General features: G+C 52.4%; 19 protein-coding genes. 4 read left to right on the top strand and 15 right to left on the bottom strand.

Annotation, left to right across the window (positions count from 1 at the left end):
* Nucleotides 1–60: 60 nt before the first annotated feature.
* On the bottom strand, nucleotides 61–1,632 hold the full coding sequence (locus tag OGV80_RS00685; RefSeq protein WP_286513210.1) for a methyl-accepting chemotaxis protein: 1,572 nt from the start codon (nucleotides 1,630–1,632) through the stop codon (nucleotides 61–63).
* 244 nt (nucleotides 1,633–1,876) lie between these two features.
* On the opposite strand from OGV80_RS00685, the gene ytfE reads away from it, so the two are divergent.
* Complete coding sequence (gene ytfE / locus OGV80_RS00680; protein WP_003025690.1) at nucleotides 1,877–2,539, top strand: iron-sulfur cluster repair protein YtfE; 663 nt, start codon at nucleotides 1,877–1,879, stop codon at nucleotides 2,537–2,539.
* Nucleotides 2,540–2,686: 147 nt separating this feature from the next.
* Here ytfE and cycA read toward each other — a convergent pair whose 3' ends face one another.
* Both cycA and bamJ read right to left on the bottom strand, forming a co-directional pair.
* Nucleotides 2,687–4,096 (bottom strand): D-serine/D-alanine/glycine transporter, encoded by a 1,410-nt coding sequence (cycA, locus tag OGV80_RS00675; protein ID WP_043018191.1) that lies wholly within the window; start codon nucleotides 4,094–4,096, stop codon nucleotides 2,687–2,689.
* A 308-nt stretch (nucleotides 4,097–4,404) separates the two neighbouring features.
* A complete protein-coding gene (bamJ, locus tag OGV80_RS00670; RefSeq protein ID WP_003025685.1) occupies nucleotides 4,405–5,025 on the bottom strand; it encodes a BamJ family beta-barrel-assembly machinery protein in 621 nt (206 codons plus the stop codon).
* Nucleotides 5,026–5,244: 219 nt separating this feature from the next.
* On the opposite strand from bamJ, the gene OGV80_RS00665 reads away from it, so the two are divergent.
* Entirely contained in the window at nucleotides 5,245–5,895 is a 651-nt protein-coding gene (locus OGV80_RS00665; protein WP_047406699.1) for a LysM-like peptidoglycan-binding domain-containing protein, read from the top strand.
* A gap of 63 nt (nucleotides 5,896–5,958) precedes the next feature.
* On the opposite strand, the gene OGV80_RS00660 is transcribed toward OGV80_RS00665, so the two are convergent.
* The 6 genes from OGV80_RS00660 to OGV80_RS00630 form a co-directional block, all read right to left on the bottom strand.
* Entirely contained in the window at nucleotides 5,959–6,882 is a 924-nt protein-coding gene (locus tag OGV80_RS00660) for a DMT family transporter (protein ID WP_043018189.1), read from the bottom strand.
* 142 nt (nucleotides 6,883–7,024) lie between these two features.
* Nucleotides 7,025–7,474, bottom strand: coding sequence for a 50S ribosomal protein L9 (gene rplI, locus OGV80_RS00655; protein ID WP_003025676.1), 450 nt, complete (start codon nucleotides 7,472–7,474; stop codon nucleotides 7,025–7,027).
* Nucleotides 7,475–7,515: 41 nt separating this feature from the next.
* The gene (rpsR, locus tag OGV80_RS00650; protein WP_000135199.1) at nucleotides 7,516–7,743 is read right to left on the bottom strand and encodes a 30S ribosomal protein S18; all 228 of its coding nucleotides are present in this window, start codon (nucleotides 7,741–7,743) and stop codon (nucleotides 7,516–7,518) included.
* A gap of 4 nt (nucleotides 7,744–7,747) precedes the next feature.
* Nucleotides 7,748–8,062, bottom strand: a complete 315-nt coding sequence (gene priB, locus OGV80_RS00645) for a primosomal replication protein N (RefSeq protein ID WP_003025674.1) — start codon at nucleotides 8,060–8,062, stop codon at nucleotides 7,748–7,750.
* A gap of 6 nt (nucleotides 8,063–8,068) precedes the next feature.
* Nucleotides 8,069–8,464 carry a 30S ribosomal protein S6 gene (gene rpsF, locus OGV80_RS00640; protein WP_003025672.1) on the bottom strand — a complete coding sequence of 132 codons (396 nt, stop codon included), beginning with the start codon at nucleotides 8,462–8,464 and terminating at the stop codon, nucleotides 8,069–8,071.
* A 158-nt stretch (nucleotides 8,465–8,622) separates the two neighbouring features.
* Entirely contained in the window at nucleotides 8,623–9,387 is a 765-nt protein-coding gene (locus OGV80_RS00630) for a TSUP family transporter (RefSeq protein ID WP_043018187.1), read from the bottom strand.
* Nucleotides 9,388–9,685: 298 nt separating this feature from the next.
* Between OGV80_RS00630 and yjfY the strand changes: the two genes are divergently transcribed.
* Nucleotides 9,686–9,961: a DUF1471 family protein YjfY gene (yjfY, locus tag OGV80_RS00625; protein ID WP_003025668.1), complete on the top strand. Its 276-nt coding sequence runs from the start codon at nucleotides 9,686–9,688 to the stop codon at nucleotides 9,959–9,961.
* A 131-nt stretch (nucleotides 9,962–10,092) separates the two neighbouring features.
* Here yjfY and OGV80_RS00620 read toward each other — a convergent pair whose 3' ends face one another.
* The 6 genes from OGV80_RS00620 to ulaA are packed head-to-tail and all read right to left on the bottom strand — an operon-like array spanning nucleotide 10,093 to nucleotide 14,503.
* On the bottom strand, nucleotides 10,093–10,779 hold the full coding sequence (locus OGV80_RS00620; RefSeq protein WP_043018186.1) for an L-ribulose-5-phosphate 4-epimerase: 687 nt from the start codon (nucleotides 10,777–10,779) through the stop codon (nucleotides 10,093–10,095).
* Nucleotides 10,779–11,633 carry an L-ribulose-5-phosphate 3-epimerase gene (locus OGV80_RS00615; protein WP_043018185.1) on the bottom strand — a complete coding sequence of 285 codons (855 nt, stop codon included), beginning with the start codon at nucleotides 11,631–11,633 and terminating at the stop codon, nucleotides 10,779–10,781. The genes OGV80_RS00620 and OGV80_RS00615 overlap by 1 nt, the downstream gene beginning before the upstream one ends.
* A 9-nt stretch (nucleotides 11,634–11,642) precedes the next feature.
* Nucleotides 11,643–12,293: a 3-keto-L-gulonate-6-phosphate decarboxylase UlaD gene (gene ulaD, locus OGV80_RS00610; RefSeq protein WP_286513205.1), complete on the bottom strand. Its 651-nt coding sequence runs from the start codon at nucleotides 12,291–12,293 to the stop codon at nucleotides 11,643–11,645.
* Nucleotides 12,294–12,305: 12 nt separating this feature from the next.
* The gene (gene ulaC / locus OGV80_RS00605; protein ID WP_006686330.1) at nucleotides 12,306–12,773 is read right to left on the bottom strand and encodes a PTS ascorbate transporter subunit IIA; all 468 of its coding nucleotides are present in this window, start codon (nucleotides 12,771–12,773) and stop codon (nucleotides 12,306–12,308) included.
* A gap of 11 nt (nucleotides 12,774–12,784) precedes the next feature.
* On the bottom strand, nucleotides 12,785–13,090 hold the full coding sequence (gene ulaB / locus OGV80_RS00600) for a PTS ascorbate transporter subunit IIB (RefSeq protein WP_286513203.1): 306 nt from the start codon (nucleotides 13,088–13,090) through the stop codon (nucleotides 12,785–12,787).
* A gap of 15 nt (nucleotides 13,091–13,105) precedes the next feature.
* Nucleotides 13,106–14,503, bottom strand: coding sequence for a PTS ascorbate transporter subunit IIC (gene ulaA, locus OGV80_RS00595; RefSeq protein ID WP_043018184.1), 1,398 nt, complete (start codon nucleotides 14,501–14,503; stop codon nucleotides 13,106–13,108).
* A gap of 367 nt (nucleotides 14,504–14,870) precedes the next feature.
* On the opposite strand from ulaA, the gene ulaG reads away from it, so the two are divergent.
* On the top strand, nucleotides 14,871–15,935 hold the full coding sequence (gene ulaG / locus OGV80_RS00590; RefSeq protein ID WP_043018183.1) for an L-ascorbate 6-phosphate lactonase: 1,065 nt from the start codon (nucleotides 14,871–14,873) through the stop codon (nucleotides 15,933–15,935).
* Nucleotides 15,936–16,024: the final 89 nt, after the last annotated feature.

The following is a 16,024-nucleotide window of genomic DNA, read 5'->3' as shown; positions in this document are numbered from 1 at the left end:
GGCGCTGCGCTTATCAGGCCTACAAGGACTGTACGATCTCATGTAGGCCGGATAAGGCGTTTACGCCGCCATCCGGCGCGACACTTTAAATACCGCCACGGTCTGATTCAGTCGTGCAGCCTGCTCTTCGAGCGCGGCGGCGGCGGAAGCGGACTCCTCCACCAGTGAGGCGTTTTGCTGCGTGACACGATCCATCTCGGCAACCGCCTGGCCTACCTGATCGATACCCCGACTCTGTTCATCAGAGGCCGAGGCAATCTCGCCCATGATATCGGTCACGCGAGTCACGGCGCTAACAATTTCCGCCATCGTTTCGCCCGCTTCATGCACCAGCGCCGTACCCGCATTGACCCGATTTCCCGAGTCATCAATCAGCGCCTTAATCTCTTTCGCCGCCTGAGCGCTACGCTGCGCCAGCGTACGAACCTCACCGGCGACCACGGCAAACCCGCGCCCCTGCTCGCCCGCCCGCGCCGCTTCCACCGCAGCGTTCAACGCCAGGATGTTGGTCTGGAAGGCAATGCCGTCAATAACATTGGTTATTTGCGCGATTTTGCTGGAACTGGTGGCGATTTCATCCATCGTACGTACCACGCCATCGACCACGTTTCCGCCTTTTTGCGCTGTTTGTGAAGCGTTTTTTGCCAGACTGGTCGCCTGACGCGCGTTATCCGCGTTCTGCTTCACGGTCGCGGTGAGTTGTTCCATGCTGGCTGCGGTCTCTTCCAGGGAGGCGGCCTGCTGTTCGGTACGTGAAGAGAGATCGTTACTGCCAGCGGCAATTTCACCCGCGCCGGTATAAATGGTGTCAGCCCCGTCACGCACCACGCTGACCGTGTTCGCCAACGCCCGCTGCATGTCGCGGACGTTGCCTGCCAGCAGCGCCATTTCATTACTGCCATCGGCGTTGATGCGGTGCGTCAGATCACCTGCGGCAATATGGCGAATATGTCCCATCACCTCATGCAGCGGCTTGAGCAGCACTCGTTGCATTGCCAGCCAGCTGGCGATAATCACGGTGACGACAATCAGCATCACCGCAGACAGCAGCCAGATTATCTTCTGATAATCACTCTCATTGTCCTGCACTCCAGCAGTGGCCAGCGCCGTTTGCGCGCTACGCCATTGCCGATAAACTTCCTGCATGGCCGTTTGCTTTTGCTCGGCATTCTGCTTGAACATCTCTTCCAGCTTTCCTTCAGCCAGCAGCGCGTTCATTTTTGCCAGCGTCGCAGAATAGATGCCATATTGCTCTTCCAGTCGATCGGCCAGATGCTCATCCAGCCCCGGCGTTTCCGGCAGAGCGTAGTATTTATCGTAATGCGCTTTCGACTCGGCCAACAGGCGATTTGCCGTGTTCACCAACTCCTTCAACTGACCGCCGTTAATATCGCTGGCCATCGTTCCCTGTAAACGCAGCATCCCACGGTTGAGCGTGACGCGAGCCTGGTTCAGGCTAATCCACGCATCGGTAAACTCGGCCACGTTCTGGCTGGAAAGCTTAGAAACGTTGAAGTTTTGCTTATCGTTATTGAGCGCGCCAATAAAGACGCCCGCGGAGATGAGCTGCATTGCGCCCAGGGCGAGTAACACGGTGATAAGTAAGGTTATCACTTTGATTCGTTTAAACATCTGTAGCCTTTAATTATGCAGGTATTGTCTGAGGTCTAACTATCGGCAGCGGCGTGCGCTTATTTAATCCTGTGACGCGGCTTTTTTCGCCGCCTCCCTCCTTTCCAATAAGATTCAGCACCTTAACGAAATAAGAAATTTTCGTGATGTTCATCACAAAACACCCCACCCCGAAAGGGTTATATCCTTCGCCATAAGTTGCATTTAAAATGCATCTTATATTATTGAGAATGAGGTAACGGTAATGTCTTATCGCGATCAACCTTTAGGTGAACTGGCGCTCTCTATTCCTCGCGCTTCGGCCCTGTTTCGTAAATACGATATGGATTACTGCTGCGGCGGTAAGCAAACGCTGGCACGCGCTGCCGCGCGTAAAGAGCTGGATTTAGACGTTATTGAGGCGCAGCTCGCGCAGCTGGCTGAACAACCGCTGGAGAAAGACTGGCGTACCGTGGCTCTGGCTGAAATCATCGACCATATCATCGTGCGTTATCACGACAGACACCGCGAACAGTTGCCGGAGTTGATCCTGCAGGCCACTAAAGTTGAACGCGTTCATGCAGACAAACCGAACGTACCGCGCGGTCTGGCGAAAAACCTGACCATGCTGCATGAAGAGCTGTCCAGCCACATGATGAAAGAAGAGCAGATCCTGTTCCCGATGATCAAACAGGGCATGGGTAGCCAGGCGATGGGGCCAATCAGCGTGATGGAAAGCGAACATGACGATGCGGGTGAACTGGTCGAAGTGATCAAACACATCACCCATAACGTGACGCCGCCGCCAGAAGCCTGCACCACCTGGAAAGCCATGTATAACGGCATCAACGAGATGATCGACGACCTGATGGAACACATCAGCCTGGAAAACAATGTGTTGTTCCCGCGTGCCCTCGCAGGTGAATAAAAAAGCCCGGTGGCGCTAGCGCTTACCGGGCCTACAACGACCTCGAACGTAGGCCTGATAAGGCGAAGCCGCATCAGGCAATCCCGCCAGCATAGTGCCGGATGCGGCGTAAACGCCTTATCCGGCCTACATCTCACGTCTTAGCGATTAACGCACGCCTGCCATACGTTTCTTACCGATAAACAACCAGCCCAGACCCAGTGCGATGAACCACAACGGCGTGACGATCAACGCCTGACGGGTATCATCTTCCAGCGTCAGCAGTACCAGTACGAAGACGAAGAACGCCATACATACCCAGCACATCAGCTTGCCCCACGGCATCTTGTAGATTGATTTTTCATGCAGGTGCGGACGTTGCTTGCGGTACACCAGGTACGAGCAAAGAATGATGGTCCAGACGAACATGAACAGAATCGCCGACACGGTGGTGATCATGGTGAACGCGCCAATCACGCTCGGATTCACGTACAGCATCACCACGCCGCCCAGCAGGCAGATACAGGAGAAGGTTAAACCCTTCGCCGGAACTGCGCGTTTTGAGAGTTTGGCAAACGCTTTAGGCGCAACGCCTTCCTGCGCCAGGCCGAACAGCATACGGCTGGTAGAGAACACGCCGCTGTTTGCAGAAGAGGCCGCTGAAGTCAGTACCACAAAGTTGATCAGGCTCGCCGCAGCAGGCAGACCAACCAGCACAAACAGTTCAACGAATGGGCTCTTGGTTGGTACTACCGAGCTCCATGGCGTTACGGACATAATCACGATCAGCGCAAAAACGTAGAACATGATGATACGGATCGGAATCGAGTTAATGGCGCGCGGCAGAGATTTCTCCGGGTCCTTGGTTTCCGCAGCGGTCGTACCCACCAGCTCAATACCCACAAACGCGAACACGGCTATCTGGAAGCCGGCAAAGAAGCCGCTCAGACCTTTCGGGAACCAGCCACCGTCATTCCACAGATGCGTGAACGATGCCTGAACGCCGGTTGGCGACTGGAAGTGCGTCAGCACCATCACCAGACCGACGACAATCAGGCCGATGATGGCGACGATTTTGATCATCGCAAACCAGAACTCCATCTCACCAAACATTTTTACAGTGGCAAGGTTGAGGCTCAGCAGCAGCACGATCACCGCCAGCGAGGCGACCCAGTCTGACAGTTCGGGGAACCAGAATTGCGCATACGCGGTAATCGCGACAACGTCTGCCATTCCGGTAACGACCCAGCAGAACCAGTAGGTCCAGCCGGTAAAATACCCGGCCCATGGCCCGAGCAGGTCGGAGGCGAAATCACTAAACGATTTGTACTCCAGATTCGAGAGCAGCAATTCCCCCATTGCCCGCATGACGAAAAACAGCATAAAACCGATGATCATATAAACAAAGATGATCGACGGTCCGGCGAGACTGATGGTTTTACCGGAGCCCATAAACAGGCCGGTGCCGATAGCGCCACCAATGGCAATAAGTTGAATATGACGGTTTGTGAGATTGCGCCGTAGCGACTGTTCAGACGACGCCTCTTCAGCGGCGTCGACTTTTACCTGATCTACCATGTTTTTTCTTCCTGTACCTGTCTGTGTTGTTCAGGCTCTACGGCCTTTAGTGTGTCTATGATACGACGATCCTGTTATCAGGACTCATCGATATTAGGTAAGAATTGGCGGGATGAATACTAAGATTTAGATATAATGTTAATTTAATGTTTAAAGTGAGTGTCATATCACTCTGATAGCGCGAATTAGCTCACAAAAATACACGCTAGCGCGGCATTTGCAAGATAATATATCGACAACGACGTAACTATAGCTTTTCTCGCTATTTTTTTGCTCCCCCCGGCCTCGGGGGGAACAGAAGTCACTGCTTACAGGATTTCAAGCAGCTCAACGTCGAACACCAGCGTGCTGAACGGAGGAATGGACGCGCCAGCGCCACGCTCGCCGTAAGCCAGTTCCTGAGGAATAGTCAGTTCCCATTTGGAACCTACTGGCATCAGGGTCAGCGCTTCAATCCAGCCAGGGATGACGCCGTTAACCGGGAATTCAGCCGGTTCGCCGCGTGCGACAGAGCTGTCAAACACGGTACCGTCGATCAGTTTACCGGTGTAATGCACGCGAACGCGGTCAGTACGCGCCGGAATAGCACCTTCGCCCTGAGTCAGAACACGGAACTGCAAACCGGATTCAGTGCTGTTCACACCCTCTTTCTCACGGTTTTCTTCCAGATATTTGACGCCATCAGCCGCCATAGCCTGGAAACGTTCGCGACGTACTGCATCAGCGCGTTCGTGGATTTCACGCAGCGCGCGATGCACAACATCAACCGGCACTGCCGGGTGTTTACCTTCCAGCGCGTCAGCGATACCCGCTACCAGCGCTTCAGGCAACAGTCCTTCCAGTCCGGATTCGCTCAGCTGTTGTCCTACCTGCAAACCAATGCCATAGCTTGCTTGCGCTTCGATAGTGTCAAAAGTCGGGTTAGCCATCATATTTCCTTTCATCGGATGTAAAGTAGCGGGCAGCATATCAGCCATGCCGCATCCGGTAAAACTTTGTCTCGGGAACAGATGACAAATCGCGAGGAAACATAAACAATAGGAATATCCCGCGTTGACGTCACGAAAGCGGGTAATATGACGAACATCATAGCGTTAGCCATCTATACTCTATGATCGAGGAACGAGACGCGGAGCAGGAGGAAAGCCATGCCCGGGCGCTTTGAATTAAAACCAACCCTGGCGAAAATCTGGCATGCACCGGACAATTTTCGCATTATGGATCCGCTACCGCCTATGCACCGCCGCGGCATTATTATTGCTGCTATCGTGCTGGTGATAGGTTTCCTGCTCCCTTCCAGTGACACCAGCGATGCCCCTGTGGTTACGCGTACTGCTCAGCTGGATTTACAGTCGCAGTCGCAGCCGCCGACCGAGGCTCAGTTGCAGGCACAGCTCGTCGCGCCGCAAAACGATCCAGGCCAGGTCGCTCCGGTTGCCCCGGAACCAATCCAGGAAGGAGAACCTGACGCGCAGCCTCAGGCTCAGCAATCTCAGCCGCAAACGCAGCCTTTCCAACAGGATAGCGGAATTGACCAGCAGTGGCGTTCCTATCGCGTTGATTCAGGCAAAACGCTGGCGCAGGTATTCCGTGACCATAACCTCCCGCCAACCGATGTATACGCGATGGCGCAGGTTGAAGGCGCCGGAAAACCGCTAAGTAACCTGAAAGACGGTCAGATGGTGCAGATCAGGCAGAATGCCAGCGGCGTGGTGACGGGATTAACCATTGATACCGGCAATGGCCAGCAGGTACTGTTTACCCGCCAGCCTAACGGCAGTTTTATTCGCGCCCGTTAACCGCCGTGGCCCGCGATTCCAGGCCTGATAAGCGATAGCACCATCAGGCATCAAGGTGAAGCGTCAACGCTTCACCTTGTTCACCCACCAGATCCCCGAGCAGACCAGCACCAGCGCCAGCGCATATTTCCATTCAAGAATGTTCTCGCCGAGGAAAATCGCCGACAGCACCGCCCCCGACACCGGGATCAGGAAGTTAAACGGCGCTACCATCCCCACGCGATTATGCTTGAGCAGAATACTCCACAAGGCAAAGGCGACCGAAGAGAGTAACGTCAGGTAACCCAGAATCGCCACCGAAGACGCGCCGTGAACGGTCAGCGTGCCGCCAAAAGCGTAACCGCCGATAACCAGCGCCAGACCGCCACCGCCCAGTTGATACCCTGTCATTACCGTCGGGTCCACCGTCTGAGAAATACGTTTACCGTATAACGTGGCGGCAGAGAGAATAAAGGCCGCCATCACTACTGAGCCATCCCCTAACAGGCTGAAGCTAAAATCCATTCCGCTGCTAAAGTTCACTACCATTACGCCGGTAAAGCCGAGGATACAACCCAGCGCTTTGTTGTAGCTCAGTTTGTCATTATGGTAGATGAAATGCGCCAGCAGTACGCTGAAGAAGGTCCCGGTCGCGTTCATGATGGACCCTTTCACCCCCGTCGTGAACGCCAGGCCAACATAGAAGAAGATGTATTGCAGCGAGGTTTGCGTCAGCCCCAACAGCGTGAGCTGACCATATTGACGCGGGCTTAACCGGCCAATCGGTTTACGTTGCGCCACCGCCAGCAGTAGCAGCAATAATCCTGCAAACAGGAAGCGATAGCCGGCAAAGACAATTTTTGAGGGAATGTCATCCGTGGCAATCTGGAAGATCTCATATCCGCTTTTGATCGCCGGATAGGCGCTCCCCCACAGCAGGCAGCAGAACGCCGCGCTCAGGTAGACAACATTTTTACGCGCAAACAGAGGTTGGTGCGTTGGTTCCATTCCATCACCACTTTGAAATAATGTTTTATTTTTGTGATTATCCCGAAAAGGATAAAGAATAGCCAGAGAGAAAAGCGGGGGAACAGAAAAGCAAAACGCCGGCACAGGGCCGGCGCTTTTACGCGGTCATCAGAATAAAAACTTATTCTGCAACTACGTTTACAGTCAGCTTAGCAAACACTTCGCTGTGAACCTGGAAGCTCACTTCGTGCTCGCCAGTGGTACGCAGAACGCCGTTCGGCAGACGAACTTCGCTCTTAGCTACTTCAACGCCAGCTGCAGTTACAGCGTCAGCGATGTCGCGAGTACCGATGGAACCGAACAGTTTACCTTCGTCGCCAGCTTTAGACGCGATGGTTACGGTTTCCAGTGCGTTGATTTTCTCAGCACGAGCTTCAGCAGCGGACAGAACGTCAGCCAGTTTAGCTTCCAGTTCAGCGCGACGCGCTTCGAAAAATTCAACGTTTTTCTTGGTAGCAGGAACAGCTTTACCCTGTGGTACCAGGAAGTTACGAGCGTAGCCCGCTTTAACGTTAACCTGATCACCCAGGCTACCCAGGTTTGCTACTTTATCAAGCAGAATAACTTGCATTACCTTATCCTCTCAAAGTCGTATTAATGGACCGTGACCGATTACTGATGACGATCAGTGTACGGCAGCAGGGACAGGTAGCGAGCGCGTTTGATAGCGCGAGCCAGCTGACGCTGGTATTTTGCACGGGTACCGGTGATACGGCTTGGGACAATCTTACCGCTTTCGGTGATGTAGTTTTTCAGCGTAGCGATATCTTTATAGTCGATCTCTTGAACGCCTTCCGCGGTGAAACGGCAGAACTTGCGACGACGGAAATAACGTGCCATATGGCTAGTCTCCAGAATCTATCAATTCAATCTGCTCGGCATGCAGAACCATTTTGCTCAGGCCGTTCTTTGCCTTGTGGCAAGAGATGAACCCCTGAACGGTCACTGCGCTACCGACCGTTATACTGTGAGTAATGGCCTGGTTTTCGTGTCCGCTAATAATAACGGGCATTTGGCACCACGCCTGCCGGTGAAATCCGGCTTCCTCCTGCACAGAACGATGCTCAAGCACGAACTGGCAATGAGGAATTCCTGATGGACTGACCTTTCGAAGGGGAGCCCTGCACACGGTGCCGGACAACGCCAGACGGTTGGTCATCAGAAATTACTCTTCAGAATCCCCAGCTTCAGCATCATCTGCGGTTTCGTTTGCGAAATCATCGCGACGCTCACGGCGCTCGTCTTTCGCTTTAACCATCGGAGATGCTTCGGTAACAGCGTGTTTAGTACGCATAACCATGCTGCGGATAACGGCATCGTTGAAGCGGAAGGTAGTTTCCAGCTCATCGATCACTTCCTGCGGCGCTTCAACGTTCATCAGAACGTAGTGAGCTTTGTGCAGTTTGTTGATCGGGTAAGCCAGCTGACGGCGGCCCCAGTCTTCCAGACGGTGGATCGTGCCTTCTGCACCAGTGATGGCAGCAGTGTAGCGTTCGATCATACCCGGAACCTGTTCGCTCTGGTCAGGATGGACCATAAAAACGATTTCGTAATGACGCATCGAATTGCTCCTTACGGATTATTCAGCCTCCTGTCTGGGTCAGCCGAGGCCCATGGAGGCAAGGAACGTGTTAAAGGTCGGCTGAAAAATGACGCGTCATAATACTGGGGTCAGCAGGTAAACTCAAGGTGATTGTACGATTATTTGCCATGCCGCCATTAATACATATCCAGCAGCATTTTGATACTGATGCAAATGGAGACAATGACAATCATCGGCCGGATAACTTTCTTGCCGCGCGTCAGTACGACCGTCGCGCCAAGACGTGCGCCGAGGGACTGCCCGGCAAACATCACCAGCCCCAGTGACCAGATCATTTTACCGCCGAAAATGAAAAACAAAATCGAAGCGATGTTCGACGCCAGGTTAATAAAATTCGAGTGGATTTGCGCCTTATCGATACTGTATCCCCATAGCAGGATATAGCTGAGCGTATAAAAGGAGCCAGCCCCGGCACCGAGAAATCCGTCATAAAAACCAATACATCCCCCGCCGATCAATGAGAAGAGAAACAGGGATACCTGCCGCTTTCTTTTCGGTTCGCTAAGATTTGGCGCAAAAATAAAGTAGATGGCGACCGCGATAATCAGGATTGGCAGCAGTTTCTTCAGCAGTTCCGGTTCAATAAACTGGATAAGCGTCGTTCCCAGCGCCGAACCGATAAAGGCAGATAAAAACACATACTTGTGCTCCTGCACGTTGATATGTCCCCGGCGTAAAAAGTAAATTCCGGAGGTCAGCGAGCTGCCCAACGCCTGAATTTTATTGGTTGCCAGCGCATTAGCCGGGGGTAAACCAGAAATTAATAGTGCGCCAATAGAGAGAAAACCGCCGCCGCCTGACACCACGTTAATAAAGCCTGCCACCAGCGCGACCATGAACATAATCACAAAGTAGCTGAAATCCATGAATGAAGTATCCATAACTTTTTGCCTTATTATCATAAAGTTATATTAATTATCCAGCTCACTATAAACGGCGTACTCAGCCGATTAAATTGACTATTTGGTAAGAGCTTATGCGCGAAAGACAGGTATTTTTCACCGCAGCGGTAAACACCAGCAGACTGTTAATTAAAGAAAAGATGGCTATGCGGTAATTTTTTGAACAACTGCATCAGAAATGGTCGCTATCGACTACGCCAGTAGCGGTTAAAATTACATCAGAAGCTAATCACTCACAGGAGAGAAGCAACCAGAGACCGCAGTCGAGGAGGTACATATGCGAGCCCGTGTTTTGACCCTTCTGGCTGTGCTTTTGCTCAGTGCAAATGCAACGGCAGCCATCAAAATTGACAATCATCAGGCCAGGAATATGGATGATGTGCAGAGCTTAGGCGTCATTTACATAAATCATAACTTCGCCACTGAAAGTGAAGCCACTCAGGCCCTGAATGAAGAGACAGATGCGCAAGGCGCAACCTACTACCATGTGATCCTCACCAGGGAACCCGGTAGTAACGGAAATATGCACGCCAGTGCAGATATTTATCGCTAGCTACCCGCAAATAACCAACGAGAACATTGCCACAGTTTGATTTGCCCCCTTCACCGGGGGCTTTTTTTGCAAAAAGTCCCGAAGCCAGATCGATAACATCCCCTGAATAGTTTGGCTCCAGGACTTAGCCGTTACTTCTGTCCGTAATAGGCGTTTGGACCGTGCTTACGCATGAAGTGCTTATTCATCAGATAACCGTCAATGGGGCTGAGAGCCGGATTAATGCCACGCGCGATCCATGCCATTTTTGCCACCTCCTCCATCACCACGGCGTTATGTACCGCGTCGTGAGCATCTTTGCCCCAGGCAAACGGACCATGCTGGTACACGACTACGCCAGGCGTATGTAAAGGTTCCACCTCCCCCAGCGTTTCAACAATCACCCTGCCGGTATTCAGCTCATATTCATCCTGAACTTCAGCTTCAGTTAAAGCCCGGGTACAGGGAATATCGCCAAAGAAGTAATCCGCATGCGTCGTACCAAGCGCAGGTATTGCCAGACCCGCCTGCGCCCATGCCGTCGCGTGGGTTGAGTGGGTGTGCACCACGCCGCCAAGCGATGAATAGCGGCGATACAGCGCCAGATGGGTGGCGGTATCGGAAGAAGGACGATAGCGTCCTTCCACCACGTTGCCGTGCAGATCCACAACCACCATGTCATCCACTGTCATTGTTTGGTAGTCGACGCCGCTGGGCTTAATCACCACCAACCCGCGTTCGCGGTCGATGGCGCTAACGTTACCCCAGGTAAACGTCACCAGCCCATAGCGCGGTAGATCCATGTTAGCCTCGAACACCTGCTGTTTACGTTTTTGCATTACACCGCCTCCACCAGACCCGCGCTGGCCATACGCGCTTTCACCCAGTCGCGCGCCTTCGCCACTTCACGTGCCGGGTCGTCCGACGTTTCACTCCACATCTCAATCAGATACGGTCCGCAATAACCACTCTGTTTGAGCGTTTCGAAACAACGTTCAAAATCGACAACCCCTTCACCAAACGGCACATTTTTGAATACGCCGGGTTTAGTATCCTTCACGTGTACGGCAACGATATGACCCATCCCCGCCTGCAGCTCCATCTGCACGTCGTTATCCCACGCCGACAAATTGCCAATATCGGGATACAGTTGGAACCACGGATTGTTGAGATAGTGGGCGTACCCCAACGCCTTGCTGATCGAGTTCATCAGTGGATAATCCATGATTTCCATCGCCAGCGTCACCTGCGCGCGGCTCGCCATCTCCACACTTTCTTTCAGCCCATCGCGAAACCGACGACGCGTTTCGTTATTTGCCTGCTGGTAATAGACGTCGTAACCCGCCAGTTGAATAACGCGAATACCGATATCCTGCGCAAACTGAATGGCTTTACGCATGATCTCCAGCCCCTGTTCGCGCACCGCATCATCTTCACTACCCAGCGGGAAACGACGATGAGCGCTCAGGCACATGGACGGTACTCGTATCCCTGTCTCGGCGATAGCGGCCACCAGCGCCAGACGCTGCTCGCGGTTCCAGTCAAGACGCGCCAGGCGAGCGTCGGTTTCATCAACCGACATTTCGACAAAGTCAAAGCCCAGTTCCTTCGCCAGTTGCAAGCGTTCCAGCCAGCACTCCCCGCCGGGGAGCGCTTTTTCATAAATACCGAGCGGGACCTGTTTCGACAACATAGTCGCTCCTTATCCCCACAGCTGGGCGATAGAACGTTTGAACTGACGGGCCGCTTCCACCGGAGAGGCGGCATCGCGAATACTGCGGCCGGCAATAAAGACGTGAATCGGAACTCCCTGGAATAGCGGCAGATCTTCCAGCGCCAGACCGCCGGTGACGGTGACTTTAAAGCCCATCTCGGACAGGCGTTTGATTGCGCTGATATCCGCTTCTCCCCACGCCACGCCCGCCGCCTGCGCATCACGACTGCGATGATATACAACTTGCCCAATCCCTGCGTCACGCCACTCCTGCGCCTGCTCCCAGGTCCAGTAACCGGTCAGTTCTATCTGCACGTCGCCGTTAAATTCTTTCGCTACCTCCAGCGCCCCCTTGGTAGTGTTGATATCCGCACAGCAGATGACGGTGACCCAGTCAGCGTTGGCTTCAAAACACATGCGGGAGAGGATTTTGCCCGCATCGGCAATTTTCGCATCCGCCAGCACAATTTTATGCGGGTAAAGCGCCTTCAGATCGCGTACGGCGCGTACGCCTTCTGCCACGCAAAGAATAGTGCCCACCTCAATGATATCGACCTCTTCGGCAATCAGACGCGTTGTTTCATATGCGGAAGACATTGATTGGTTATCCAGCGCAACCTGCAACATAGGTAATGACATTTTGGTATCCTTTTAAACAGCCGCCGCAGTGGCGTTATCAATTAAATCCAGCACTTCCTGCGCGGTGCGGCAGGCGCGTAAACGGTCGAAATTGGCTTCGTCGTCAAAGAGATTCACGATCTGCATGATGCCCACTTCCTGGTGCGTGTTAGCATCTACTGCCGCCATCGTTATCAGAATGTCGACCGGGTCGTTATCTTCGTGGTTAAACACCAGCGGTGTTTTCAGCGTCACCAGCGCAAAACCGGTTTTCTTGACCCCTTCCTCCGGACGGCCGTGCGGCATCGCCAGGCCGGGCGCAATGACAAAGTACGGGCCAAACTGTTCGACACCATCGAGGATGGCCTGGTAGTAGCGTGGCTCAACCACATCAGCCTTAACCAGCAGATCCACGCCCAGCTTTACCGCTTCCTGCCAGGTACTGGCTTCGGCTTGCAAAAGGATGGAATTATTGTCTGCCAGCGAATCACGTAATTTCATATGCCGCCTCCTTACTTCACATCCTGTGGGAAATGCGCCTTGATCACTTCCAGCAGTTTTGGTCCAAAATCGGCAGGGGACAGCATGTTGCGTACGCCAACAACATATTTATTGCCAGATACCGTAATCTCACCGGCGATATGGGTAGAAGCGATGATGATATCCGCGCCGCTCAGCTCACTTTTGTATTCACCTACTGCGCAGCTGTTCACCGTATGGTCAATATTTGACAGGGTTAAAAACTGATCCACCTTCATCTTCATGATCATGGAACTGCCCTGCCCATTGCCACACACAGCCAGAATACGTACGGTCATAATCGGAACTCCTTATTAAGCAGAGTGTTCTGCCAGTTGTTTTTCTGCGTCTTCCTCAGCGCGCAACGTGCGTCCTGCGAAAAACATATAAGCCAGTGCAATCAGAATAATGACGGCCATAAACACGATGCCGATGGAGGCAAAGCCCTGCATCATCGGTGGCGCCAGAATTGACCAATCCGCCATCCCCATCCAGGCGCTCATACCGGTAAGTTTCACCGCCCAGACGCAGCCGAAGATTTCAATCATCCCCATCACCAGACAAATCTTGAGCGCCGCGCGCCAGCCGCCAAAGTGGTTAGCAAACACGCCGATAGTGGCGTTCGAGAAGAACATCGGAATAAAGCCCGGGATAATCAGGATGGAAGAGCCGCAGCCCACCAGGATGCCCACCGCAATCAGTTGGCCGATGGTGCCCCACATAAAGCCCCAGACCACCGCATTGGGAGCAAAGCTATAAATCGCCGCGCAGTCGATAGCCAGTACCGCACCGGGAATCAGACGTTGAGAGATACCGTTGAACGCTTCTGAAAGTTCAGCGACGAACATACGTACGCCCTGGGTGATAATGAAGATAGCGACGGCGAAGGAGAAACCGGTCTGCAGGATATAGACCGTCCAGTGGGTTTTACCCGCCATTGCCTGAACCACATCAATGCCGAAAGAGAGCAGGATCGCGCCGAAAAAGATAGTCATAACAATCGCGGTTGAAACGATGTTGTCATGGAAGATATTCAGCCAGCCAGGCAACTTGAGATCTTCCACGCTCTCCTCTTTCTTACCCAGATACGGCGCGACTTTGTAAGCAATCCAGGAGGCGAACTGCTGCTGGTGACCGATGGAAAAACCGCAGCCGTCAGTCACTTCCTGTGTCGGCTTGTACATCATATTGGACGTAATGCCCCAGTAGAGCGACACCAGCACCGCAGTGCAGATGATCGTGGTCCACATTGGATAACCAAAGATGTAGAGAGAGACGGCAATCAGGCCAGCCTGCTGGAACATAATGTGCCCGGTCAGCATGATGGTGCGAATGCCGGTAATACGCCGTAGCAGTACGTAACAAATGTTCAGCGCCAGCGCCAACAGTACGGCGTACCCTACCCAACTGTAGGCATCACCCATGCGTTCGATGGTTGCCATCATGGAGGCATAGGTATCAGAGATCGCGCCATTGATACCGTAAACCTCAGACATCTTCGCCACCACCGGTTTAAACGTGCTGGTCAGAATGCCCGATCCCGCCTGCAGCAACATAAAACCGATAATCGTTTTGATCGTGCCTTTAATAATAACGCTGACGCTTTTACGCAGCAGGATATAACCAAGACAGGTCACAATACCCAACAGCAACGGTGCGTTGGTCATAACCTGATTAAAAAAGACGGTAAAGATGTTGTAGAGGATCTCCATAACGATCTCCAGTAGACGAAGTTGCTGAACATTCATTACAGATGCCCAGGATGTTGTGCTCTCACTCTAGTTTTCAAAAGTAATCACAACAAGATTGAATTTGATTAAATGTGATGCAGTACGCAAATAATTCTCTTACTTGCAGCGTGGATTTCCTTCGAATTCTTCAAATCCAAAATAAACCCCTTTAAAACAATAAAATACAAAAATACATTTCATGTAAACCATCTTGCCACACTGTAATTTGTTCACACTTTTCTATTCAACACCAAAAATCAGCGCATTGCCTTCTTGATAAAATGATGTCAGTATCAATCAAAACAAATCACAATTTGATTCAACTTGAACAAACATGAAGGTAATTGCGATGAGTAAAGTAAAAAGCATCACGCGTGAATCATGGATCCTGAGCACATTCCCGGAGTGGGGAAGCTGGCTGAATGAAGAGATCGAACAAGAACAGGTCGCACCTGGCACTTTCGCTATGTGGTGGCTTGGCTGTACCGGAATCTGGCTGAAGTCGGAAGGTGGGACTAACGTCTGCGTCGATTTCTGGTGCGGAACGGGTAAACAAAGTCACGGTAACCCGCTGATGAAAACCGGTCACCAGATGCAACGTATGGCGGGGGTGAAGAAACTGCAGCCTAACCTGCGCACCACGCCGTTTGTTCTTGATCCGTTTGCAATTCGACAGATCGATGCGGTGTTAGCGACACACGATCATAACGATCACATTGACGTCAATGTCGCAGCCGCCGTCATGCAGAACTGCGCCGATGACGTGCCATTTATCGGGCCGCAAACCTGTGTGGATCTATGGATCGGTTGGGGTGTGCCGAAAGAACGCTGTATCGTGGTAAAACCAGGCGATGTAGTGAAAGTGAAAGATATTGAAATTCATGCGCTTGACGCGTTTGATCGTACGGCATTGATTACGCTCCCTGCCGATCAAAAAGCGGCTGGCGTGCTGCCGGATGGTATGGATGCTCGCGCGGTAAACTACCTGTTCAAAACGCCGGGCGGTACGCTGTACCACAGCGGAGACTCGCACTATTCCAACTACTATGCAAAACATGGCAACGAGCACCAGATCGACGTCGCGCTCGGCTCGTACGGTGAGAACCCGCGTGGGATTACGGACAAAATGACCAGCTCCGACATGCTGCGAATGGCGGAAGCGCTGAATACAAAAGTGGTGATCCCTTTCCATCATGACATCTGGTCAAACTTCCAGGCCGACCCTCAGGAGATCCGTGTACTGTGGGAGATGAAAAAAGATCGGCTGAAGTATGGCTTTAAGCCGTTTATCTGGCAGGTAGGCGGCAAGTTCACCTGGCCGCTGGACAAAGAAAACTTTGAATATCACTATCCGCGCGGCTTTGATGACTGCTTCACGATTGAACCGGATTTACCGTTTAAATCCTTCTTGTGATCCTCACAAAATGCCGGGCCATCCCGGCATTTTTTTCCCATTTACTTTAGTATTTCCAGGCTATTTCAAATATCATCTTTTCAAATCAA

The sequence above is a fragment of the Citrobacter sp. Ce119 genome, from assembly GCF_030334525.1.
GTDB classification, from domain to species: Bacteria; Pseudomonadota; Gammaproteobacteria; order Enterobacterales; family Enterobacteriaceae; genus Citrobacter; species Citrobacter europaeus.
Note: the sequence above shows the minus strand (reverse complement) of the source record. Positions and strands in the feature narration are given on the sequence as shown.